This window comes from Arsenophonus nasoniae, assembly GCF_004768525.1.
In the GTDB taxonomy this organism is placed as follows: domain Bacteria; phylum Pseudomonadota; class Gammaproteobacteria; order Enterobacterales; family Enterobacteriaceae; genus Arsenophonus; species Arsenophonus nasoniae.
In genome coordinates, this window is the sequence record NZ_CP038613.1 from 2,918,253 (window position 1) to 2,943,004 (window position 24,752).

General features: G+C 34.7%; 18 protein-coding genes. 6 read left to right on the forward strand and 12 right to left on the reverse strand.

The window, feature by feature from the left end; translation table 11 throughout:
- Positions 1-75: 75 nt before the first annotated feature.
- From ArsFIN_RS14805 to ArsFIN_RS14825, 6 genes are all read right to left on the reverse strand, one after another.
- Entirely contained in the window at positions 76-3,369 is a 3,294-nt protein-coding gene (locus ArsFIN_RS14805; RefSeq protein ID WP_135677939.1) for a C80 family cysteine peptidase, read from the reverse strand.
- Positions 3,330-4,328, reverse strand: coding sequence for a hypothetical protein (locus ArsFIN_RS14810; RefSeq protein WP_135677940.1), 999 nt, complete (start codon positions 4,326-4,328; stop codon positions 3,330-3,332). Before ArsFIN_RS14810 ends, ArsFIN_RS14805 begins: the two co-directional genes overlap by 40 nt.
- 496 nt (positions 4,329-4,824) lie before the next feature.
- Positions 4,825-4,968 (reverse strand): hypothetical protein, encoded by a 144-nt coding sequence (locus ArsFIN_RS26485; protein WP_155846968.1) that lies wholly within the window; start codon positions 4,966-4,968, stop codon positions 4,825-4,827.
- A gap of 183 nt (positions 4,969-5,151) precedes the next feature.
- Complete coding sequence (locus ArsFIN_RS14815; protein WP_026821794.1) at positions 5,152-5,880, reverse strand: oxidative stress defense protein; 729 nt, start codon at positions 5,878-5,880, stop codon at positions 5,152-5,154.
- A gap of 220 nt (positions 5,881-6,100) precedes the next feature.
- Complete coding sequence (gene mscS / locus ArsFIN_RS14820) at positions 6,101-6,952, reverse strand: small-conductance mechanosensitive channel MscS (protein ID WP_026821793.1); 852 nt, start codon at positions 6,950-6,952, stop codon at positions 6,101-6,103.
- Positions 6,953-7,048: 96 nt separating this feature from the next.
- On the reverse strand, positions 7,049-7,426 hold the full coding sequence (locus ArsFIN_RS14825) for a YacL family protein (protein WP_026821792.1): 378 nt from the start codon (positions 7,424-7,426) through the stop codon (positions 7,049-7,051).
- 362 nt (positions 7,427-7,788) lie between these two features.
- On the opposite strand from ArsFIN_RS14825, the gene ArsFIN_RS14830 reads away from it, so the two are divergent.
- Complete coding sequence (locus ArsFIN_RS14830) at positions 7,789-8,139, forward strand: hypothetical protein (RefSeq protein ID WP_026821791.1); 351 nt, start codon at positions 7,789-7,791, stop codon at positions 8,137-8,139.
- A gap of 172 nt (positions 8,140-8,311) precedes the next feature.
- Here the strand turns inward: ArsFIN_RS14830 and acnB are convergent, their stop codons facing one another.
- The 6 genes from acnB to nadC form a co-directional block, all read right to left on the reverse strand.
- Positions 8,312-10,909, reverse strand: coding sequence for a bifunctional aconitate hydratase 2/2-methylisocitrate dehydratase (gene acnB / locus ArsFIN_RS14835; RefSeq protein ID WP_026821790.1), 2,598 nt, complete (start codon positions 10,907-10,909; stop codon positions 8,312-8,314).
- A gap of 457 nt (positions 10,910-11,366) precedes the next feature.
- Positions 11,367-12,791, reverse strand: a complete 1,425-nt coding sequence (gene lpdA / locus ArsFIN_RS14840; protein WP_026821789.1) for a dihydrolipoyl dehydrogenase — start codon at positions 12,789-12,791, stop codon at positions 11,367-11,369.
- Between the two features lie 203 nt (positions 12,792-12,994).
- The gene (gene aceF, locus ArsFIN_RS14845) at positions 12,995-14,614 is read right to left on the reverse strand and encodes a pyruvate dehydrogenase complex dihydrolipoyllysine-residue acetyltransferase (RefSeq protein ID WP_026821788.1); all 1,620 of its coding nucleotides are present in this window, start codon (positions 14,612-14,614) and stop codon (positions 12,995-12,997) included.
- Between the two features lie 12 nt (positions 14,615-14,626).
- The gene (gene aceE / locus ArsFIN_RS14850; protein WP_026821787.1) at positions 14,627-17,290 is read right to left on the reverse strand and encodes a pyruvate dehydrogenase (acetyl-transferring), homodimeric type; all 2,664 of its coding nucleotides are present in this window, start codon (positions 17,288-17,290) and stop codon (positions 14,627-14,629) included.
- Positions 17,291-17,455: 165 nt separating this feature from the next.
- The gene (pdhR, locus tag ArsFIN_RS14855) at positions 17,456-18,226 is read right to left on the reverse strand and encodes a pyruvate dehydrogenase complex transcriptional repressor PdhR (RefSeq protein ID WP_026821786.1); all 771 of its coding nucleotides are present in this window, start codon (positions 18,224-18,226) and stop codon (positions 17,456-17,458) included.
- Positions 18,227-18,777: 551 nt separating this feature from the next.
- Positions 18,778-19,698, reverse strand: coding sequence for a carboxylating nicotinate-nucleotide diphosphorylase (nadC, locus tag ArsFIN_RS14860; RefSeq protein WP_026821785.1), 921 nt, complete (start codon positions 19,696-19,698; stop codon positions 18,778-18,780).
- A 490-nt stretch (positions 19,699-20,188) separates the two neighbouring features.
- On the opposite strand from nadC, the gene ppdD reads away from it, so the two are divergent.
- From ppdD to zapD, 5 genes are all read left to right on the forward strand, one after another.
- The gene (ppdD, locus tag ArsFIN_RS14865) at positions 20,189-20,614 is read left to right on the forward strand and encodes a prepilin peptidase-dependent pilin (protein ID WP_026821784.1); all 426 of its coding nucleotides are present in this window, start codon (positions 20,189-20,191) and stop codon (positions 20,612-20,614) included.
- A 16-nt stretch (positions 20,615-20,630) separates the two neighbouring features.
- Positions 20,631-22,067, forward strand: coding sequence for an ATPase, T2SS/T4P/T4SS family (locus ArsFIN_RS14870; protein WP_034249220.1), 1,437 nt, complete (start codon positions 20,631-20,633; stop codon positions 22,065-22,067).
- Complete coding sequence (locus tag ArsFIN_RS14875; RefSeq protein WP_026821782.1) at positions 22,067-23,260, forward strand: type II secretion system F family protein; 1,194 nt, start codon at positions 22,067-22,069, stop codon at positions 23,258-23,260. Before ArsFIN_RS14870 ends, ArsFIN_RS14875 begins: the two co-directional genes overlap by 1 nt.
- Positions 23,261-23,380: 120 nt before the next feature.
- Complete coding sequence (gene coaE / locus ArsFIN_RS14880) at positions 23,381-24,004, forward strand: dephospho-CoA kinase (protein WP_026821781.1); 624 nt, start codon at positions 23,381-23,383, stop codon at positions 24,002-24,004.
- Complete coding sequence (gene zapD / locus ArsFIN_RS14885) at positions 23,997-24,749, forward strand: cell division protein ZapD (RefSeq protein WP_026821780.1); 753 nt, start codon at positions 23,997-23,999, stop codon at positions 24,747-24,749. The genes coaE and zapD overlap by 8 nt, the downstream gene beginning before the upstream one ends.
- Positions 24,750-24,752 lie beyond the last annotated feature (3 nt).

Below are 24,752 nucleotides of genomic sequence, written 5' to 3' on the forward strand. Positions count from 1 at the left end.
GCTCCAGCCCGTATTAATAATGGCAAACTGATCTCAATATTATTTATTTTAACCAAATAAGTGTTAGTATCTAACTTAGGGGGGAGTAAATTGCCAAAAAAGGTGTGTTTTTTCAACTGCCTGATGAGTAAGTGTTAATTCATAGATGTCAAAGCGATAATCACCATTCATGTTTTCGATCATCAAATCAACTTTCCGCGCTGTATTCTCTTTGCGGTATCGGGTCTCCCTATCTAAATACGTTTGAAATACACGGAAAAAATCCTTTTGTGCTTGTTTTTGCTTACTATTACTAATAACAAGCTCACCGGCTTTCGGATCATAAAGCTGATATTGAAAAATATCAGCTTGCCGCTTAATCACGACAGTAAAAGCATGCTTACCTGATTGCAAATAGTAAGCACCATCCGATGCTTGCATTAACCAGCTTTTTAGTGATTGATTTTCAATGCGTGGAGCATAATTAATATCTTGCAGCTGGCTAAGAGCTGCGTCAAACTCGGTTAAAAATTGCTGATCCTGGATGCTAAGATCACTTTTGCTACTAAGCTCAAGCAAAGCCTGATGATATGCTAATATTTTAATAAATTGTGCTTGCTTCCCTTGCTGACACGCTATGACATAAAGAGCACCCAATGCTTGTTCAATACGCAGACTATTGGTATTTATCTTATGCAAATAATATCCATGGCTAACGGCAGATATGGTTGCCTCACTCTGCGAACATTGTGCTGATTTAGTTAAACTGACTATATTATCCAAAACTCGTTGGCGCCAAGTAGAACTCTTCATCAAAGCTTGTTTTAATGAAAGTCCATCAAACTCCTTGCTAATTTTTAAACCAGAAAACTCCTGTAATTGAGTCTGAATAAATTCAACATATTCTGGATGTGCTAATGCCTGCATTAAATAAATTGTATCAAGTTCACCATTATTTAATGAAAAATATTGTCCTAATAGATAGCGACTATGATCGCTTAAATAGCGAACAGCATAGGGATTTGCCTGTAATTCACCAACCAGAAAAGATAATTCTGCCGATTGCTGGCTTAAGGGTAAGCTTTTCTGCGCAATAAAAAGGGCATTCCAGCGTAACCGAGCATCATGAGCAAGATAATCACCATGGGCAAAATACTGGTTAACCTTGATACTTAATAGCGGATCATAAATTGTTTGCTTAAGTTTCTTAATATCAAGTTTACCCTGCTGATCAGCAAAACTAGGCAACAATATTGCAGGATTTTTAGCAGTAATTTCTGCTAGCGTTATTTTCCCTGTTACAATATCGAGTAGCAAAGCCTTAATGGGTGGTTCACCATTAATCATCAATTTCTGCGTTGTAATATCAAACTGAAAAGTGTTTTTTTGTTGTTCATGATAATCATCCAGAAAAATACCGAGTTCGTAATCTGGCGACATAAATTCTGATTTTGGCTGGGAAATTGAAACCGAAGAATTCAGCCCTTTTTCCGCCAATTTTTGGCATAAACGTGCGGCTAAATGCTGAGGATCATAAATAGCAGTATTTTCTATTTTGCCATTATCATTAAATAGTTTTATCTCCATAGGCACTTTAAGCGGGTATTTTTGGCGTAAAGCCAGTAATGATTGTGATAAAGTGTCAGGATCCAATAACGATAACTCATTGCCATCTAAAATCGTCCAACTATGATTGCTGATTAATGTTAAACTTGGCAAATCGCCATATTCTATAAATGATTGGTTATTTTTAACATCACACTGAATAATAAGGGTATTTTCAGGTTTAAATATGGCATACAATTGCGCTTTAGTCAGATTCTCTTTATCACTAGTTAGACGCATAATGACATTCAATTTATCATTACGATTATGGGAAAAATTTAATTTATTTTCATTAATATAGTTTTTATTTACGGTCTTCCATATAGGCGCTTCATTAATGCCGTTATTAACCATTTCATCAATTATCTTATTATAGAAAGCCTCATAATTATTGTAGTCTGGCTCATTAATTGCATTTTTGAATAGATCATAAGCTCGTTGGTCATAGGCAATTTTTTTGATGAGATCAATATTTAATTCTCCGCTGGGAGCAGAAAATAATGGGATTAATAATTGCTGATTATCAGTAATAAACCGTTCAAAGGAGACTTTGTCTGCCTGCAAATCATTTAATAAAGATAAAATGACGGGTTTACCGTTAATTGTGATACTGTCTGTTGCATGATGATATCGGTAGGTTTTTTTATAAATTCGGGCCGGCTGAGATTCATCACTTTCATTATTGATATAACCAATCCGTTTACCATGGCTATCAATAAACAAATCATTAGTATAAGCAATAATATCAGCATCAAACGCATTTTTATTGAGTAATTGGGTCATATTAAAAGCAAAGTCTTCTTTTGCTGTTCCTTCAGCTAATTCACAACCCATTAGCACAATTTTATTTGGCGTTTGCTTTATTGCCAGATCATTTTTAAGCCATTGCAATCCATTAGCAACAGCCTTTGGTGAGTGCTGAGCAAATTGAGAAACTTTTCCATTGCCTTGATAATCTCCATGACCAACAACTATCCAACGTGTTTGACCTGCTGACAATAAATCTTCATGGCGACCATAAGCAAGCCGCCTTTTCTTTGTCGCAATATCAAATTGCAATAAAATGGTTTTTTCCGGATGCTTAGCAATTAAACCTGAGACAATCTGGTCAAGAATAGTATTAGATTGAATTTGAATAATAATCGTTCGTTCATATGCTAAAGATAAGTTGTTCTGATGACTATTATTAGTTATCAACTCCGACTGAATTATTGGCAGCCTCCACTTATCAAAATCAATATTGAGATTATTATTGCTATGTATTCTTGGCGCTCGACTAACCATTTCATAGCTTTGTGTGGTGCTATCTGGCACTACTTTATATGCAGGCGTTGGCAGTTTGTCATAAATATCCTTTATATTAGCCGAAAGATCAAAGTTATCCGGTAATTGGTAAACCTGAATATTACCTTTATCAAAACGAGTAAATAAATTCTGATGGGACAGTGCAAATAAATTATCTTGTTCTTTATTAACCAAGTAGATTATTGTTCTTATATCAATATGATCAGTACTCATAATAATTTTTTTATTTCCATGATCAATATTTGATTTTTCTTCTATCGAAAATGTGACGATATTATTATGTTGATTCAACTGCAAAAATTTTATTTCTACATCCTCATTAGTTTGAATAATATCACCGTGAGTGATCATTTTATTAATAACCATCGAGCTAATTTGATATTTTGGTGGCGTCAAATCAATTAATTTATCACTAAAATCGCTAGCTTTAGCAAAAAAACCTATATGTATTTCTGGATTATCAATTTTTCTAAATTCCATTGATATTTTTCGCTAGTATATTTACTAAATTCAATAATAAAATTCTTTGCCTCAGCAAGATCATTAAAAAGATATAACCCTTTATTAGAATCAAAGAATGTTATATTTTTCTCATTATTACTCGGATTTACGGTAACCGTTAATACCACAACATGATTACCAGTATAAATTTCATAAAATGCATTCTGATGTTTGTTTGTCATATGTGAAAATAAATTATCAATATCTATATAATAATTATTATTGATATCAGATACACTTTTTTTTAGATAAAGAACACCTCGATTTTTCAGATAATTAATTTCATCATCTACATAAATCTTATAAATTTTAATCTTAGCGGCTTCAATTGCTGATTGTATTTCCATAATAGATTTTTTATCGAAGGCTGTAAAATTTTTTTCTGCTATTAAGAAAATATCAACAAACCATCTCTCTTTAACTAAATCATGATTTTTAATGAATTCATTTCTATAAATCCGCTTAATTATTTTATGTGCATTGACAGCAGTAGGATCCTCTTTAGTACGTAAGTAGCTTTTTACTTGTGGAATACGATAACTCTGCAATAAATTTATGCTATTTGCATAAGTATGTTCATTAAGTATATCAAAAAGCACTTTATCTAAAATAGTATTTGCATATCGCCTTTCCGCTTCTATTTGATAACGTTCAATAATGCTGGCATTAATAGGAATTTCTCTATTCGCCAATCCAATTAAACGTTTAAATTTAATAAAAAACACCGCTGAATTTTGTTGTCCATTTTGAGCGATATGTGTCATATAGTAACGTGTTAATCCCCAACATAGACCACCGTATATCATTTTTTTCCTTTCATCACTACTGCGAATAAAGAATTTATTACTATTATAATCTAACCATTTTTCCGCAAATTTAAAAATTATTCCTTTTTGGTTGAAATCAATATCCATACGTTTTATTTCATTTACCCGCATAATAAACAACCTGTTATCAATAATTATTTTTAATATAGATTCACACTTGATATTAATAATATATAAATCATATTTTAATTTTTTTAGTAAAAAAAGCTTTATTATTTACAACAATTAATTTATCTTAAATTATATAAAATATTAAAGGGTTCTTTATCTGTATTCAATAAAATTTAAATAATAATTATAAATATTACCCAATTATTTTAATATCAGCGAATATTCATTTTATTAATTAATAGATAAATAAAACTCCATGCCATAACAAACGTATAAATTAAGGGATGGTAAATAAATAAAAGGATAAAAAAGAGTTATATAAATAAATATAAATTATATTATTATTAGCATATTAATGATATAAAATATAATTACATTAATCTTATACACTACTATATTTGTAATATTTACTTATAATTCTTTAATAATATTATTAATATTTAATCAACACATAATAACTGATTTAGCTTTTGGTTCACATATTGTTTTATAACAATCAGAAAAAAGTATAATCAATATCGATAATGAAACTAATTTCATTAGCAAATAATTTTAAGATCAGAAATATAAGCACTAATTCCTGCTCCTCAATTTTTACAATCCATTTCTCTGCTAGTCGATATCCCTGTCTGCTTGCCATAAAAAATTTAATCCTTATGACAATAAGCTCAGTGTGGCACTCTGAGATGATGAACTCATTATAGTCTGGGTAAATAAAATACGACTATCTTTATCATTCATATTTCAATCGAATGACTGACGCCCTAGTAAAAACCGGACGCCAGATATTAAGACAAGAAAATAATAATGTAGAAAACAAAAATTAACGTTTCAACTCAAAAACAACGTCAATTTGATCGGTAAAATCAATACTCTGTTGTACATAAGTTTGATTGCTATCACTGGCAGCGGCAGCTACCATTTGCGTCATCGCCTTCATTCTTGGCATTGGGTAAGGGGTTGCATCAGGTGCTCGATAATTAACACTATAAACTTTACCTAATTTAACATTAAATCCTGCCGCTAGCGCCTCTGCTTGCGCTTTAGCATTATCAATTGCTCTATTGCGTGCTTCATCACGATAATGTTTAGGATCCTTAACGCCAAATTGCACCGCATTGATTTCATTTAAACCTGCCGCTAACGCACCATCCAATAACGTATTTAGCTGATCCAGTTTATATACTTTAACTTCTACTGAACGTTCTGCGGTATAACCAATTATTTTAGATTTCTCTGCTGCTTTATCATATTCATATTTTGGCTGAGTGGTGATATTTGCTGCATTAATATCGCTACTCGCTATCCCTTTATTATTGAGAAAATCAAAATATTCTTTAACACGTTTATCAACTGCCGCTTTAGCTGATGCAGCATTTTTTTCAGTCACAGCAACATTAATTAATAAAGTTACCATGTCTGGTGTGGCTTTAATGGTTGCATTGCCTGATGTCACAATATGTGGCCCATTAGGTAAGGAGTTAGCTTGAGCAAGTAAAGGGAATGAACTCACTGACATCATCGCTAAAAATATAATCGAACTAAGCTTCACGAGACCTCCTGCACATAATTAATCAACTCTAGATAGACTATTTTCTAGCCAATAATTGTTTATTCTTAACATGATAGAATATTAAAAAACATAATAGGAAAGATTAATCATAATGAATAATTTTAATTAACGCTAACTAATGCAAGTCAATAAATTGAGAAATAGTTTACTAACCAATAAAAATATTGGTGTGAAGCCTAATCCACACCAATGTGATTGGTTAGCCATTTTGGGTTTGATATAAATGAACATCCATTTGTGGGAAAGGTATGCCAATATTATGTGCATCTAGCTGTTTTTTAAAATTTTCCATTAAGTCCCAATAAACATTCCATGCATCAGCGTTAGTCGTCCAAACACGTACGACAAAATTAAGAGAAGAAGGCGCCATTTCATGTAAACGGATAGTAACCCCTTTATCCTGCTGAATACGTTCATCTGCCGCAATAACATCGCCTAACACTTTTTTAACACTGTCAATATCCGCATTATAAGCTACACCAACCATAATTTGCGTACGCCTATTAGGTTCACGAGAGGTGTTAATAATATTGTCATTGATGACTTTACTATTGGGGATGACAACGATGCGATCATCGGCAGTGCGTAATGAGGTTGAGAAAATCTGGACATGCTCAACTGTTCCTTCTACCGAGCCTAAAATAACATATTCCCCTGACCGTAATGGTCTAAAAATAACCAATAACACGCCAGCAGCAAAATTAGATAAAGATCCCTGTAAGGCTAAACCAATCGCCAAACCGGCAGCACCTAAAACGGCGATGACAGAGGCCGTTTGCACGCCTAACTTACTTAATACTGCAATTAAGGTAAATGCAATAATGCCATAACGCACAATTGCCGATAAAAAATCTCTGACCGTCTTGTCAATACCGCGTAATGACATTAATCGATTAGTGATATGACTGATCCATCTGGCAACGATCAAACCAGCAAATAAAATAACTAATGCAGAAACGATATTTACTGCATACTGAATTAATAGATCTTGATGATTAATAAACCAACTCTTTGCCTGATCAATTGTTTCAACTACACCATTTTCATCCATCTCAATCCCTCCTTTAGGAATTAATCAATAACTAATCATAAATCAAAAACTGTCTAATCTTAGATATGAAATTGACAAAATAAAATAGCCATTTTGTCACCCTTTACTTGATGCTATTTGATAAAAAAAGTTACGATAGTTTTCCAGCATGTTAATAAAATCATCTAAACCACAAAATGCAATACTCTCACTATCGTAATAACACATCCCTTCTTCTAAATCTTCCGTCTGAAAATGTAACTGGTTAGCTCGGATCATGATTTCCTCATCATCCATGAACAATGTGTATTCACGCCCAATTTTTTTCCATTGACGACCACTACCTTTAATAGAATGATAACCTGCCTGTATCTGTTCTAACTGACATAAATCTCCTTTAATTTCCTCGTTTAACCAGTAACCAATTGCTTCATGATCCATTGAAAATCGAGCAATGACATGGCCAGTGACATCCTGCTGAAATTCATAATCCATATCGCATCCTCATCCTTTTACTCTTGTGCAACTTTTATTCGTCATTTAACAGCTCAAGATATTAATAATTAAAATAAAATACTTTATTTTTGCAATAATATAAATGCGAAGTTATTTATAGAAGTATTCACTGAAAAGTGAAGATTAGTAAGCAATGACCTGTTACCAATAACTGGGCCCAGCTTAGCTTATTCTATACCACAGTGCCATATTTAAGAGAATTTATAACCATGTTTTGTTGTAGCTATACTTCTTAATGTGTAAGCTTTAATTAAGTGTGTGAAAAACTATTTTTTCGTGAAATGGCTAAATGACTATTATTTACTATATGGAATATATCATTTTATAAAAGGATCTAAATTATGGATACAAAAGAAATTAATAATAGATTATATAAAGTTATAAATGAAGTATATATAAACGAAGCCTATAAGGATGGTAAAATTAATAATGAAGAGATTCAGAATATTCGTGACATAGCCGATCTTATTTTTGAAAAACTCGTCATTGAAGCGGCTAACACTGGTAAAAATAACGCTATAACAGCATTCCAAAAATCATGTGATGTAACAGTTCAATTAATGCAAGATTCTTTTTTTAAATTGAAAAAAGAAAATCTTAATAGCTGTCAAAAAGATCTGGTTAAAACTGCATTTAATGCACAACTTACTTATATAAAAGCAAATTTTGATCGCTTTTTTAATTCACTTTAAGCTATCTAACCTGACATTGCCTGGAAAATTAGCAACTACATAAGTAATAAGTAATAGATATAACTGTTAAAGCGGGCATAAAACTTTAGATAGCAAAATAGAATAATCTAAATCTTATACCTTATTTCTGATTACTTATAGTAAGAAATAGGGTATAAGAAAAGTCATTGTTTTAAACTGCAGACTGAAAAATTATTGTATCTGCTTTATCGGTATATTGAGGTAGTAAGTCAAAATTTAAGTATTGATAAATATTTTGGCTATTATTACCCATGCCATTTATAAATTGCAAATACTCCTCCACTGTTGGTAAATAGCCCAATAATGAAGCTACCGCTGCAAGCTCTGCTGATGCAAGAAAAACTTTGGCGCCTGTTCCTAATCGATTAGGAAAATTACGGGTAGAGGTCGAAACCACGGTTGCGCCATCCATCACACGTGCCTGATTACCCATACAGAGTGAACAACCAGGAATTTCAATTCGTGCACCACTTTTACCAAAAATATTATAATAACCTTCTTCGATTAACTTGGTCGCATCCATTTTCGTCGGCGGAGCAATCCATAAGCGAGTGGGAATTTGCCCTTTATATTGCTCTAAAAGCTCACCTGCTGCACGGAAATGGCCAATATTTGTCATACAAGAGCCAATGAAAACTTCATCAATTTTTTCATGTGCCACTGAAGATAATAAACGCGCATCATCAGGATCATTCGGCGCACATAAAATGGGTTCGATTATTTCATTTAAATTAATTTCAATGATAGCTGCATAATCTGCATCGGTATCTGCCGTTAATAATTGCGGATCAGCCAACCATTTATTCATTGAATTAATGCGACGTTCGAGAGTACGGCGATCACCATATCCCTCAGCAATCATCCATTTCAATAATACAATATTAGATTGTAAATATTCGATAATCGGTTGTTTATCTAACTTGATAGTACAGCCCGCTGCTGATCGTTCCGCCGAGGCATCTGCTAATTCAAACGCTTGTTCAACTTTTAATTGTGGTAAACCTTCAATTTCCAATATTCGACCGGAAAAAATATTTTTTTTACCTTGCTTTTCGACTGTTAATAATCCCTGCTCAATAGCATAGTATGGGATCGCATGAACTAAATCGCGTAATGTGATACCCGGCTGCATCTGACCTTTAAAGCGGACTAATACCGATTCAGGCATATCTAAAGGCATAACTCCCGTCGCCGCAGCAAAAGCAACTAAACCGGAGCCTGCCGGGAATGAAATACCGATAGGAAAACGCGTGTGTGAATCCCCTCCCGTTCCTACTGTATCTGGCAGCAACATGCGATTTAACCAAGAATGAATAATGCCATCACCGGGACGCAAAGAAACTCCGCCTCGATCCATAACAAAATCAGGTAAAGTATCATGAGTTGTCACATCGATAGGCTTTGGATAAGCAGCGGTATGACAAAATGACTGCATAACCAAATCGGCTGAAAAACCTAAACAAGCTAAATCTTTAAGTTCATCTCGTGTCATTGGCCCAGTAGTATCCTGCGAGCCAACCGATGTCATCTTAGGTTCACAATATTCGCCAGGGCGAATTCCAAGCTTATTACAAGCACGACCAACCATTTTTTGTGCTAGGGTAAAACCTCGATCACTTTGTATAACTGATTTTGCCTGACGAAATACTTCGCTGTTAGGCAAGCCCAAAGACTCTCGCGCTTTTGCTGTCAGTCCGCGACCGATAATCAACGCAATCCGCCCGCCTGCTCGAACTTCATCAAGTAAAACTTCAGTTTTTAACGCAAAGGTTGCTAATAAAGCATTAGTGGCATGACTGCGGATTTCTCCTTTATAGGGATAAATATCAATTACATCTCCCATATTAAGTGAAGTCACATCAACTTCAATCGGCAGGGCGCCCGCATCTTGCATGGTATTAAAAAATATTGGCGCAATTTTTCCGCCCAACACAACGCCACCATTACGTTTATTAGGTACAAAAGGAATGTCTTTGCCCATAAACCATATTACTGAATTGGCTGCTGATTTTCGTGAAGAGCCTGTACCGACAACATCACCCACATAAGCTAAGGGAAAACTTTTTTTATTCAATGTTTCAATCTGCTTGATGGGCCCAATAACACCAAGCTCATCGGGTATAATGCCATCACGGGCATTTTTAAGCATTGCTTGTGCATGTAGCGGAATATCGGGTCGTGACCAAGCATCGGGTGCTGGTGATAAATCATCAGTATTCGTTTCCCCTGTTACCTTAAAGACAGTTATAGTTAGTTTTTCTGCTAATGCAGGTCGCTCAAGAAACCATTCGGCATTTGCCCATGAGCATAACACTTGACGCGCATATGGGTTGCCCATGTTTGCTTTTTGTTCTACATCATAGAAGTTATCAAACATTAATAAAGTATGGGATAAGGCTTTGGCTGCTATTGGTGCCAATTGTTCATCATCCAACACATCAATTAATGGATAGATATTATAACCACCCTGCATAGTACCTAATAACTCTATCGCTTTTGTTGGGGTAAGTAAGGGGGAATATGTTTTTCCTTTTGCGATAGCAGCCAAGAAGTCAGCTTTTACATAAGCGGCTTCATCAACACCAGGAGGAATACGATTACTTAACAGATCCAATAGAAAATTTTCTTCAGTTTCAGGCGGGTTTTTTATTAATTCAACTAACTTAGCAACTTGGGTAGCATTCAGTGGCTTAGGTATTATTCCTTGTGCCGCACGTTCAGCTACGTGCTCACGGTACTCTTTTAGCACGACGTTCTCCTCAATTGATTTTAATTTATATACCTGGCTATCAATATCTCAAATAGAAAATAAAGTGCCTGGTCAGAGGAATTGGCTTAACATAATTTTACATTTATCAATTATGCCCAGTATGGAACATCCAGAATAACAGAATTTAATTATACTGTTAATTTATTTACATACCTCCAACATTCATCAAGATCAATATATATTGATACATTCTTTATCCTATCTTATTCCTATTTTACGTAAAAAAATTTATCTATTAATAGCAAAAATAGTTTGTTTTTTATAATAATTTGTAATAACTAGTTAATTTTATTAAATCACAAACTTTTCAATTGAATAAACGATTAATCTTACTTTTCAATCAAAAAAATAGCTCCCTTATTTAAATCAAATAAAGGAGCTAGTAAAAAATCAAATAATCTTCACAACAAATTTATTTTATTGAAATAAAAATAAATTATTTTTTCTTCGCCTTAGGATTAGGTAAATCAGTAATACTTCCTTCAAATACTTCAGCAGCCATACCAATTGACTCGTATAATGTAGGGTGAGCATGAATGGTCAATGCAATATCTTCTGCATCACAGCCCATTTCAATCGCTAAACCAATTTCACCGAGTAATTCACCACCATTAACACCAACGACCGCTCCACCAATAACACGATGAGTTTCTTTATCAAAAATAAGCTTAGTCATACCCTCTGAACAATCAGATGCGATAGCACGACCAGAAGCAGCCCATGGGAAAGTGGCCACTTCATAACTAATACCTTTTTCTTTAGCTTCTTTTTCCGTCAAACCAACCCAGGCAACCTCAGGCTCAGTATAAGCAATTGAAGGGATAACTTTTGGATCAAAATAGTGTTTCAAACCAGAAATCACTTCAGCTGCCACATGACCTTCATGGACACCTTTATGGGCCAACATGGGTTGACCAACAATGTCACCAATCGCATAAATATGGGGCACATTGGTACGCATTTGTTTGTCTGTGTGGATAAAACCGCGCTCATCCACTTCTACTCCCGCTCTACCCGCATCAATCAATTTACCATTGGGTACACGACCAATTGCCACTAAAACTGCATCATAGCGCTGTGGTTTTGCCGGCGCCTTTTTGCCTTCCATTGTGACATAGATGCCATCTTTTTTAGCTTCAACCGCAGTCACTTTAGTCTCAAGCATTAAATTAAACTTCTTACTTATCTGTTTAGTAAAAAGTTTAACAATATCCTTATCGGCTGCCGGGATAACCTGGTCGAACATTTCCACAACATCAATTTCCGATCCTAATGCATGATAAACCGTACCCATTTCTAAACCGATGATACCTCCGCCCATAACTAACATACGTTTGGGAACTTTTTTTAGTTGTAGAGCATCAGTAGAATCCCACACACGCGGATCATCATGTGGAATAAATGGAAGTTGGATCGGACGTGAACCTGCTGCAATAATGGCATTGTCAAAGTTTATCGTCGTTACTTCTTTTTCTCCTTCAACGACCAGTGTATTAGCGCCGGTAAATTTACCTAAGCCATTAACAACTTTAACTTTACGGGCTTTTGCCATTCCTGCTAGACCCGTTGTCAATTGACCAATCACTTTTTCTTTCCACAACCTTACTTTATCGATATCGGTTTTCGGTTCACCAAATACGATCCCATGTGCCGCCAAGGCCTTGGCTTCCTCAATAACTTTTGCAACATGTAATAATGCTTTGGAAGGAATACAACCAACATTGAGACAAACACCGCCTAATGTTGCATAACGCTCGACTAAAACTGTTTCTAAACCCAGATCTGCACAGCGAAAAGCTGCTGAATAACCCGCAGGGCCCGCACCTAGAACCACTACTTGGGTTTTAATTTCAGTACTCATCATGACCTCTTACTTTTGTTGTCCGGCGGGTCAGACGAAAAAATTTATAACCACCGAGACGTGTGTACTACAGGCAGTTTACAGAATTGTTAACATTCTTGAAAGCACTCGAACGTGATAGAACTCTCAACCTATAGGATGAAATAGAAAAAATTCTGTAACTACTAATAATAAAATAGACCGACATTCTGCCGGTCTATAAATCACATAACCAAACGGCGAATATCACTCATTAACTGTGCAATACGAGTGACGAAACGCGCTCCATCTGCTCCATCAATAACACGATGATCAAAGGAAAGTGACATAGGTAACATCAGACGAGAAATAAATTCACTACCATTCCATACTGGTTTTATTGATGAGCGAGATAGCCCCATAATAGCCACTTCTGGCGCATTAATAATGGGTGTAAAACTCGTTGTACCAATACCACCTAAGCTAGAAATGGTAAAGCTGCCACCTTGCATATCAGACGCAGTCAACTTGCCGGCACGCGCTTTTTTCGATACTTCCATCAATTCTTTTGAAAGCTCGATAATGCCTTTCTTATTAACATCACGAATAACAGGCACCACTAAACCATTTGGTGTATCAACGGCGATACCAATATGAACATATTTTTTTAATGTTAAACGCTGAGCATCCTCAGAAATCGAACTATTGAAACGAGGCATTTCCTCTAATGCTCGAGCCACCGCTTTCATGACAAAAACTAACGGTGTAATTTTTATCCCCGTTTGCAACTTTTCCATCTCTTTATTTTGCTGCTTACGGAAAGCTTCTACTTCGGTAATATCAGCATCTTCCATTACGGTCACATGCGGGATCATTACCCAGTTACGACTCAAATTAGCACTAGATATCTTTTGAATGCGACCGAGTTCAACTTCTTCAACTTCACCAAATTTACTAAAATCAACTTTTGGCCATGGTAGCATGCCTGGCAAGCCACCCGCTGTTGCCGCTCCAGCTTCAGAACGTTTTATCGCTTCTTTCACATAAGCCTGAACGTCTTCACGCAGAATGCGACCTTTACGCCCAGTTCCGTTTACCTTAGCCAAATTGATACCAAATTCACGCGCTAAACGGCGAATAAGCGGTGTTGCATGCACATACGCATCATTTTCGATAAATTCATTCTTAGTCTCAGAAATACCACTTACCCTTGCAGTAGATGAGACTTGAGGCGCTTCAGTAGATAGGGTTGCAGATTTCGTTGCTGTTTCAGCACTGCTAACTTCTGCACTGGCAGTTGGCGAAGCTACGGTGGCATCAACTGCAAAAATCATAATAAGAGAACCAGTTTTAACTTTATCACCTTTTGCAATTTTGATCTCTTTGACTTCACCAGCGAACGGTGCAGGCACTTCCATCGATGCCTTTTCGCCTTCTACAGTAATTAGTGATTGCTCAAAGGAAATTTTATCACCAACGTTAACCATTACATCAGTAACTTCAACTTCATCATTACCAATATCCGGTACAATAACTTCCTTTAATTCACTTTTTGTTCGAGCTGCATCTTTGCTATCTGCTTTCTCTGAGTTTGTATCGGAGGCTGTTTTAGCACTAGCTTCCGGTGCTTTTTCCGCTGTATCAAAAACCATGATTAACTTGCCGGTTGCCACTTTATCACCAACAGCGACTTTAATTTCTTTCACAACCCCAGCCTGTGGTGACGGAACTTCCATTGACGCCTTTTCACCTTCTACGGTAATTAACGATTGCTCAACATCAACTTTATCGCCCACTTTTACCATAATTTCGGTAACTTCAACTTCATCTGCACCAATATCAGGAACGTTAATTTCAATAGACATTGATTTTACCTCTTATGCCAGACGCGGGTTAATTTTTTCTGGGTTGATGTTGTATTTTTTGATAGCTTCATCCACCAATTTTACATCCATTTCACCACGTTTTACTAATTCACCCAACGCCGCTACTACTACATAGGAAGTATCAACCTCAAAATGATGACGGAGGTTTTCACGGCTATCTGAACGACCAAAACCATCAGTACCCAAAACACGATAATCACTTGCAGGAATATAGGAGCGGATTTGTTCTGCAAATAATTTCATATAATCTGTTGATGCAACCGCAGGCGCATCATTCATGATTTTAGCAACATAAGGTACACGAGGTGTATCAGATGGATGTAACATATTCCAACGCTCACAATCTTGTCCTTCACGAGCTAATTCGGTAAATGACGTTACACTATAAACATCAGAACCAATACCGTACTCACTAGACAAAATTTTTGCCGCTTCGCGGACGTGACGCATCATTGAACCTGATCCTAATAATTGAACTTTGCCTTTTTTGCCTTTTAGTGATTCAAGTTTATAGATACCTTTACGAATACCTTCCTCGACACCAGCAGGCATCGCTGGCATATGATAATTTTCGTTCAAGGTAGTAATATAATAGTAAACATTTTCTTGTTTCTCACCATACATACGAACTAAACCATCGTGCATAATAACAGCAACTTCATAAGCATAAGCTGGATCATAAGAGATACAGTTAGGTATGGTTAGTGACTGGATATGGCTATGCCCATCCTCATGCTGCAAACCTTCACCATTCAATGTGGTGCGCCCTGAAGTCCCGCCAATCAGGAAGCCACGCGCTTGCTGGTCTCCCGCCGCCCATAGCAGATCACCAATACGCTGAAAGCCAAACATGGAATAATAAATATAAAATGGGATCATTGGCAGGTTATTCGTACTATATGATGTAGCGGCAGCTAACCAAGAGGCACCCGCTCCCAATTCATTGATACCTTCTTGAAGAATTTGACCTTTTTCATCTTCTTTGTAGTAGGCAACTTGTTCCCGATCCTGAGGAGTGTACTGCTGTCCATTTGGACTATAGATCCCAATCTGACGGAATAAACCTTCCATACCAAAAGTACGTGCTTCATCAGCAATAATTGGCACTAGACGATCTTTAATTGAGTTATTTTTTAACATTACGTTCAAAGCACGTACAAATGCGATCGTAGTAGAGATCTCTTTATTTTGCTCAGCTAATAATTGACTAAAATCTTCTAGGCTAGGAATATCTAATTTTTCATCAAAGGTAGGATTTCGTGCCGGTAAATATCCGCCTAATGCCTGACGACGTTCATGCAAATATTTATATTCATCTGAATCTTCTTTAAAAGTAACAAAAGGCAATTTTTCTACTTGATCATCCGCTACCGGCACATTAAAGCGATCACGGAAATAACGAACCCCTTCCAGATTCATTTTTTTCACCTGATGGGCAATATTTTTACCTTCAGCAGTATCGCCCATGCCATAGCCTTTAACAGTTTGCGCTAAAATGACTGTTGGCTTACCTTTGGTGTCTTGCGCTAGCTTAAAAGCGGCATAAACTTTTTTCGGATCATGGCCACCACGGTTTAACGACCAAATTTCATCATCGGTCATATCCTTGACGAGTGAACTTGTCTCAGGATAACGATTGAAGAAGTGTTCACGAACATAAGCGCCATCTTTAGATTTAAATGTTTGATAGTCACCGTCTAAAGTTTCATTCATCAACTGAATGAGTTTACCTGATGTATCCTTGCGCAATAATTCATCCCAGCGGCCACCCCACAGAACTTTAATAACCTGCCATCCTGCACCGCTAAAGATACCTTCTAATTCATTAACAATCTTACCATTACCAGTAACTGGCCCATCAAGGCGTTGTAAGTTACAGTTGATCACAAAAACAAGGTTATCTAACTTTTCACGAGTCGCAATGGTGATGGCACCTTTCGATTCAGGCTCATCCATTTCACCGTCACCAAGGAAAGCATAAACTGTCTGATCTGCGGTATCCTTTAAACCTCGGTGTTGCAAGTATTTTAAGAATTTTGCTTGATAAATAGCACCAATTGGACCTAATCCCATCGACACGGTAGGAAATTGCCAAAACTCAGGCATCAATTTAGGATGAGGGTAAGAGGAAAGACCTTTGCCACCAATTTCTTGCCGGAAATTGTCCATTTGCTCTTCAGTGAGACGGCCTTCCAAAAACGCACGTGCATAGATACCAGGTGAAATATGCCCTTGGAAATAAACTAAATCTCCACCATTTTTATTGTTTTTTGCCCGGAAGAAGTAATTAAAACAGACTTCATATAAAGTCGCAGAAGACTGGAAGGAAGCCATATGACCACCTAACTCCAAATCTTTTTTAGAAGCTCGTAAAACTGCCATTACAGCATTCCAACGAATCGCAGAGCGAATACGACGCTCTAAATCCATGTTGCCTGGATAATCAGGCTCATCCTCTACGGAAATAGTGTTGATATAATCACAGTTTCCAGAACCTGCTGCGATATTAACGCCGCCCTTACGTGCTTGTTGTAATACTTGATCAATAAGATACTGAGCACGATCAACACCTTCTTCACGGATGACCGATTCGATCGCCTGTAACCAGTCGCGAGTTTCGATCGGATCCACGTCATTCTTCGACATATCTGACATGGTCTATTCCTTATCTATTATCTGTTTCTAATATAGTTACTGAGCCATCTTTTGAACATATTTACTAAAACCAGAAAAAAGAACAAAAGATAGTTCCTATTGCCGCAACTTTGTCTCTAATAAATCAGAGTGATAATGCAGACGCAGCAACAAAAATCTGCACTATTAAATTAAATTTTGGTATTGTTGTATTCGACGTAAAGAACGCTCACGACGTGTATGCTCACGGCTGATGTCCAGCAAAATCTCCTCAATAAATGCTAAATGACGATGTGAAGCTTCCTGTGCTTTTTCAGGTTCACGTGCGATAATCGCTTCAAAAATTTGAGTTCTATGTTTACTTACTGCGGTATGCATTTCTTTACGTGTATATAAACACTCAAAATTTTGTCTAATATTCTGCTCTAACATTGGAACCATACAACGAAGTATATGAAGTAATACGATATTATGCGCCGCTTCAGTAACAACCAGCTGATATTGCAAAACAGCCTCAACTTCAGCATTAACATCTCCACGCTTTTGGATATCCTGAATTTGTAGATGACTTATCTTAATTCGAGCCAGATCCTCATCAGTACCTCTTAAAGCAGCATAATAAGCAGCAATACCTTCAAGTGCGTGACGTGTTTCCAAAAGATCAAATTGTGATTCCATATGGCCAGATAATAACTGGGTAAGCGGATCACTAAAGCTTTGCCATAAATTTGTTTGGACAAATGTACCTCCTCCCTGTCGGCGAAGAAGAAAACCTTTTGCTTCTAGCTTCTGAATCGCCTCACGCAAAGAAGGACGAGAAACATCAAATTGCTTAGCCAACTCGCGTTCAGGTAGCAATTTTTCTCCTGGGCGCAATATTCCTTCAAGAATTAAATGCTCAAGGCGCTGTTCAATGACATCAGATAATTTAGGTTGGCGAATTTTGCTATAAACCATATTTACAATTGGCCACTCATATTTTGCGTAAATATTTATTTAACACTACCAAAGTCAATTGGTAATACCAATTTATCCTAGATGTACATAAAGTAACAAAGTATTCACCAGCTGTCCATAAAAGCTTAAATTTAACCTTAAAAAACTTGTACTTTTTGATAAGGATTTTTAAAAATTCAAAAAAATGATAGTTTCAGTTTATTTTTAAGCAGCAATGTTAATTTTTTATATATATAATTAATCAACTGAAACATTAATATTTGCATTTAATCAAAAAAATTAATCAATATTAATGAATGAATATTTAATGTAGCAATTAAAAACACAACAAGTTTTTATAAATTATATTAATGTTTTTCAGTAAAAATGATTGATAGAATTGATGTTAAAAAATACTTAATTCAAAAAATAGATACAGTAATTAAGAAAGTTTAATTAATGTCAGTATATCATCTTGATATTTATATAAGTTAACTTACTAAATACTTAACTACATAATGTTGAATTAAGGTAAATTAATTGCTATCTCATTATTATGCTTGAATAAATAGCTAAGATATTTTAGCAATACCATCCAGCGTCTGATTAAATCTCATAGAAAGATCTATTGCGGTAATATTTTTAGTTAATGCACCAACAGAAATATAATCTACCCCCGTCTTAGCATACTCTTTTAATGTTTTTAGCGTGATATTACCAGATACTTCGAGAGCTACCCTTCCCTTAGCAATCACTACCGCTTCTTTCATCATAGGAATAGTAAAATTATCCAACATAACAATATCTGCTTTTGCTTCTACTGCTTCAATTAATTCATTTATATTTTCAACTTCAACTTCGATAGGAACATTTGTATGCGCTAAACGCGCTTTTTTAATTGCTGAAGTAATATCACCTGCTGCAATAATATGGTTTTCTTTAATTAAATAAGCATCAAATAAGCCTAACCTGTGATTAAAACCACCACCACAAAGCACTGCATATTTGAGCGCGGTTCTTAAACAAGGTATAGTCTTACGCGTATCTAACAACTTTACTTCTGTGCCTTGCAATATATCAACATAACAAGCTGTTTTGGTAGCAACACCAGATAAAGTTTGGAGGAAATTAAGCGTAGTCCTTTCAGCGATTAACAGTACATGGGCATCGCCCTCAATCGTACAAAGCATCTGACCAGATTTTATTTTATCGCCATCCCTAACCTGCCATCTAAGCTGAACAGATTGATCAAGTTGGTTAAATATCTCCTCGACCCAACGCATTCCACAAAAAATACCATCTTCACGGGTAATTATTTTAGCAAAAGCCAACTGATTTTTTGCTAACAATTGCCCACTAATATCACTCTCTATATTTATACTTCCACCTAAATCCTCTTGTAATGCGAAAGTAACATTAGCAGGTATATCTTGGTGTAAACGTTCTAATAATTGTTCCTTACGTCGCTTCACATCATGATTGATAAGTACCATTACAACTCCTCAATATTTATAGTAATAATTTATTACTAAAATTTACCCCACAGTATTGTATAAATATTTCTAGTAAATTTTTTTATTAATTTACGTCAACCTAATACGTTACTACAACATATAAAATCTAAATAGAGATTTTTTCTGCACAATTAATATAAATACTTTGCTAATAAAAACGCTTTATCTTAAAAGTAAATAAATAATACATTTTACAAAATATATGACAAATATATATTCCAGATGAGCTATCATAAATTTTTATTTATTTCTGCCATAAGCAAACTTACAAATGATGGCTAATATTAGGAAATTTATTTCAATAAAAAATAGCCAAACTAATTATTTGTGAGATTGCTCGAATTTATTTTTTTTATTTTCAACATATAAAAATAATATTTAGAACAATATTCTAATATTTTATTTTCTCATTGTTATTTTTTCTTACCCTTGTACATCATCACGTTATCTTCAATCGATAATGGAAAATATGATGAAACAACAAGGATTTTCACTAATGGAAATAATGGTAGCAATTGCAATTATTGCAGTTCTTAGCGCAATTAGTATTCCGAGCTACAAAAGTTATATGCAAAAAGCTTCTCTAACTGACATGTTGCAGTTCATTGTGCCTTATAAAATGCATACCGAACTGTGTGGATTTGAAAATGGGCATTTTACAGGTTGTCACAATGGCGTATCTTCAATTCCAACAAGTAAGACCGGAAAATATGTCAGTGATATTGAAATGAAAGACGGAATAATTAAAGTTGTTGGTACAAAATCACTAAAAGATTTAACTATAACGTTAGAGCCAACGTTATCTACAACCGAAAATCAAGTGAGCTGGAAAGTTTCTTGTGAAAGTATAGATTCCGGATTAAAAAAACATTGTGCAGACACTTTTAGATTCTAAAAAATAGGGCTCAATTATGACTTTTATAACAGCTATTCCTAAGAATTTTAATCTTATCGAAGATGAATTAAAAAAACTTTGTTATCGTCACGATATTGTAATGATAGAATTCAATTCAAAAAAACTTTCCATTGCAAGTTATAAAAAACCTAATGACAAACTGTTAACAGCACTGCGTTTTATTTCTAGTGTGCCTGTTTGTTATGATATCTGGCCAAAAGAAAAAATTGAGCATTATTTTAATCGCTGTAATCATGAAGTTGAAATACAAGAAGAACCTATACGTTATGATCCATCAATCAATAATGAAGACAAACCTAATTCACCAGCAGTAAACTATGTTGATTATCTTATTGCATCTGCCATTGAAAAACGTGCATCAGATATTCATATAGAGCCCTTTAAGAGCGCTACCAAAATCCGTATTAGAGTTGATGGTAAATTATTTTATGTTCCTTCTCCGCCAGTTGAAAATTGTGCAGAAATATTTGCTCGATTAAAAATATTAGCAAAATTGAATATTGCAGAAAAACGCTTGCCTCAAGATGGGCAACTTGAATGGATAAGCTATGATATCCACTATGCTATTCGCATTTCAACATTGCCAACACTCTATGGTGAAAAAATAGTTTTAAGAATATTAAATACTAAAAACCATTATTCTTTAGAACAATTAGGTATAAAAAATAATTTACTCTCAATTTTGAAACAAAAACTTTCTTTGCCGCAAGGAATGATTCTTATTACCGGGCCAACAGGAAGTGGTAAAACCGTAACGCTTTATAGCTGTCTTGAATATCTTAATCAAAGTGAATTAAATATTTCAACAATTGAGGATCCTGTCGAAATCCCGATAAAAGGAGTTAATCAAATACCTGTAAACGAAAAAATAGGTTTAAATTTTTCAACTATTTTAAGAGCATTACTTCGCCAAGATCCTGATATTATTATGGTAGGTGAAATACGCGATCAAAAAACAGCTGAAATTGCTATAAAAGCCGCCCAAACCGGCCATTTAGTATTATCAACACTTCATACAAATTCAACGAAAAACACATTAGAACGACTAGAAAATTTAAATGTATCTCCACATTTAATAAATTCTTGTGTGAAGTTGATTATTGCTCAGAGACTTGTTAGAAAATTATGCCCTAGCTGTAAACGTCATGAAGAAAAGCCTATTACAATTCAAAATGATAACATTGAAACTGAAATTACGTCCTGGCAGGCTATTGGATGTGATCATTGTTTTGGTGGATATTTAGGTCGAACCGCAATTTATGAATTTTTAGAGCTTAAAGAAGAAACTGTAGCTACACAATTTTATCAGCTACCAGTAAAAACAGAGAAAATACCTTTTGTTAGTTTATTTGCTTCTGGATTACTTCTAGTCAAAGCCGGCATAACAACACTAAAAGAAGTATATGAAGTAACCGGACAGGAGATAATTTAGTGAATTTTATCTATAAATATCTAGCAATTAACACGCGGGGAATATTAATAGAAAATTATAAAATATCTCATTCTAAACAGGAGGTTTTTGAATATATTCTCAAAAACAATTTAATACCTATTTCAATTAAAATCAGAGAAATTGCGCTATATACCACAAAAATTCTTAGCTATCGATTGCATTTTATGTATCAACTTAGTGTATTACTTAAATCCAATATTTCTTTAATTCAAAGTCTAAATATTATTCAAAAAGAATGTCATATGTCGGTCTGGAAATGTATATTAGCAGAAATCATTAAACGTATTAATCAAGGGGAAGCATTCTCTGCGACATTAAAATGTTATCCTAAACTTTTTCCAGAAATAATTTATCGCCTAATAGAAATAGGTGAACATACCAATAGCCTCGAAAAAAATTGCCAACTTATTTACCAACAACTTCAACAACAACAAATATTAAAACAAAAAATAACTAAAGCGTTACAGTATCCTTGCATTATTTTAATTATTGCTTCAATCGTGGTTTCACTAATGCTATTTTTCGTTTTACCTGAATTTAAAGCAATATATCAAACGTTTAATGCCCAACTTCCAATAGCAACTAGATTACTTATCATCATTTCTGATAAAATTGCTGATAATGCTTTGTATATTGTTGTTACCTTAGTTTGTATTTTTTGGGGGTATTTTATACATAGGAAATATTCGCCAAATTTAATTAAACGAGAACAAAAATTCATCTTACATTTACCATTACTTAATAAACTCATTTGTTGGCAACAACTTTACTATTTTTTTCAAACTCTCCATATTACACAAAAATCAGGATTAACATTATTAGAAGGATTCGAGTATGTATTAAAAACACTAAAACATCCCGTTTATCATGATGCTATTCATTCTATATATCAAAAAATTCAGCGAGGTATTTCTTTTAGCGAAAGTATAAAAAGAGAAAAACTATTCCCATATTTATGCTTGCAATTTATTACTGCCGGAGAATTATCAGGCAATTTAACATTATTTTTAGAAAAATTGGCTAACTGGTATCAAGAAAATCTGCTTAACTATGTAAATAAAAAGATAAAATTAATTGAACCTATGCTAATACTAATACTCGCAGTTGTAATCACTGGATTATTATTCACTATGTATTTGCCGATTTTTAATTTAGGTAATATTATTTCTTAAGTAATCAATGTAACAATAAAATAAAAAATATTATGATGTTCAAACCCGTTATGATAAACATAAAAAATTAACGGCCTTTGTTTGGAGTCTTTAATTTATATTTATTGAAAGAGAGGATGCATGAGCTATATTGTTGCTCTGACAGGCGGGATCGGAAGTGGAAAAAGCACCGTTTCAGATAAATTTGCATCCTTAGGAGTACCAATTATTGATGCAGATATTATTTCAAGACAAATTGTTATGCCTAATACTTATGCCCTTAATATGATAAAACAACATTTCGGTTCGACTATTCTCAATAACGATGGCTCTTTAAATCGTGCTAAATTAAGAAAAAAAATATTTAGTGATCCAGTAGAAAAAAATTGGTTAAATGATTTGCTTCATCCATTAATACATCAAGAAACACAACGCCAGCTAACTTTACTTGACTCCCCTTATGTAATTTGGGTTGTCCCGTTATTAATTGAAAATAATCTAGCACACCTTGCCAATCGCGTGCTAGTCATTGACGTAACACCTGAAGAACAAATTGCTCGAATAATTAAACGTGACGGTATTAGTCAGCAAGAAGCAAAAAATATTTTATCTAACCAAGTTAGCCGAACAAGGCGCTTACAAAAAGCTGATGATATAATTATCAATTACGATAACAACTTAACACTTGATGAAACTATAGCGAAATTACATCAGAAATATTTGCAATTAGCTATGAATGCTTGTCAGGAAACACATAATGAGTAATACTATTTCTACTATTATTTATGAACATCCATTAAATGAGAAAATGCGCTCTTGGCTACGCATGGAGTGTTTACTTCAGCAACTTATTGACTTAAAGAACATCAACTCATTAGCTACTGGGTTAGCTTTTTTTCGTGCAGTTTCTGAATTAATCGAAGTATTAGATCGCAGCGATATACGTGCAGACATTATCAAAGAATTAGATAAACAAAAAAATAAACTTAATCAATGGTGCAGTGATCCCCACGCAGATAAAACATTGATTAAAAATCTTCTAAAAGAACTCCAAGAAAATCTCACACTATTAAGAGAAGCACCACGCATTGGTCAGCACTTACGGCAAGATAAAGTTATTAGTATTGCTCGCCAGCGTTTAAGTATACCTGGAGGTTGTTGTAGCTTTGATTTACCGGCCTTACATTTATGGTTAAATACTCATAAAAAAGAAATTGAGACTAGAATTAACTTTTGGATTGATGGCATCCTTCCATTACGTTCTGCTTTAAATATGCTATTAAATTTGATCCGCAAGTCTAATACATTTACTAATCAAAAAAGCTATAATGGTTTCTATCAAGGCAGCGTAGAAAATGCGGATCTTATCCGAATAAAATTACCGATAAATCTATCCTTATATCCTCAGATTTCTGGGCATAAAACACGTTTTGCTATCCGCTTCTTACATGAAGACAGCGAAAATGGTATTGTACCTGATGAATTACCATTTAAATTAGCCTGTTGTTAGGAG

Bases quoted from the DNA above. Each gene is read 5' to 3' on its own strand.
- ArsFIN_RS14805 (WP_135677939.1), bottom strand. From the start codon at position 3,369: ATGGAATTTAGAAAAATTGATAATCCAGAAATACATATAGGTTTTTTT.
- ArsFIN_RS14870 (WP_034249220.1), top strand. From the start codon at position 20,631: ATGACTTTTATAACAGCTATTCCTAAGAATTTTAATCTTATCGAAGAT.
- ppdD (WP_026821784.1), top strand. From the start codon at position 20,189: ATGATGAAACAACAAGGATTTTCACTAATGGAAATAATGGTAGCAATT.
- lpdA (WP_026821789.1), bottom strand. From the start codon at position 12,791: ATGAGTACTGAAATTAAAACCCAAGTAGTGGTTCTAGGTGCGGGCCCT.
- zapD (WP_026821780.1), top strand. From the start codon at position 23,997: ATGAGTAATACTATTTCTACTATTATTTATGAACATCCATTAAATGAG.
- ArsFIN_RS14810 (WP_135677940.1), bottom strand. From the start codon at position 4,328: ATGCGGGTAAATGAAATAAAACGTATGGATATTGATTTCAACCAAAAA.
- coaE (WP_026821781.1), top strand. From the start codon at position 23,381: ATGAGCTATATTGTTGCTCTGACAGGCGGGATCGGAAGTGGAAAAAGC.
- ArsFIN_RS14830 (WP_026821791.1), top strand. From the start codon at position 7,789: ATGGATACAAAAGAAATTAATAATAGATTATATAAAGTTATAAATGAA.
- aceF (WP_026821788.1), bottom strand. From the start codon at position 14,614: ATGTCTATTGAAATTAACGTTCCTGATATTGGTGCAGATGAAGTTGAA.
- aceE (WP_026821787.1), bottom strand. From the start codon at position 17,290: ATGTCAGATATGTCGAAGAATGACGTGGATCCGATCGAAACTCGCGAC.
- nadC (WP_026821785.1), bottom strand. From the start codon at position 19,698: ATGGTACTTATCAATCATGATGTGAAGCGACGTAAGGAACAATTATTA.
- ArsFIN_RS14825 (WP_026821792.1), bottom strand. From the start codon at position 7,426: ATGGATTATGAATTTCAGCAGGATGTCACTGGCCATGTCATTGCTCGA.
- ArsFIN_RS26485 (WP_155846968.1), bottom strand. From the start codon at position 4,968: ATGGCAAGCAGACAGGGATATCGACTAGCAGAGAAATGGATTGTAAAA.
- pdhR (WP_026821786.1), bottom strand. From the start codon at position 18,226: ATGGTTTATAGCAAAATTCGCCAACCTAAATTATCTGATGTCATTGAA.
- mscS (WP_026821793.1), bottom strand. From the start codon at position 6,952: ATGGATGAAAATGGTGTAGTTGAAACAATTGATCAGGCAAAGAGTTGG.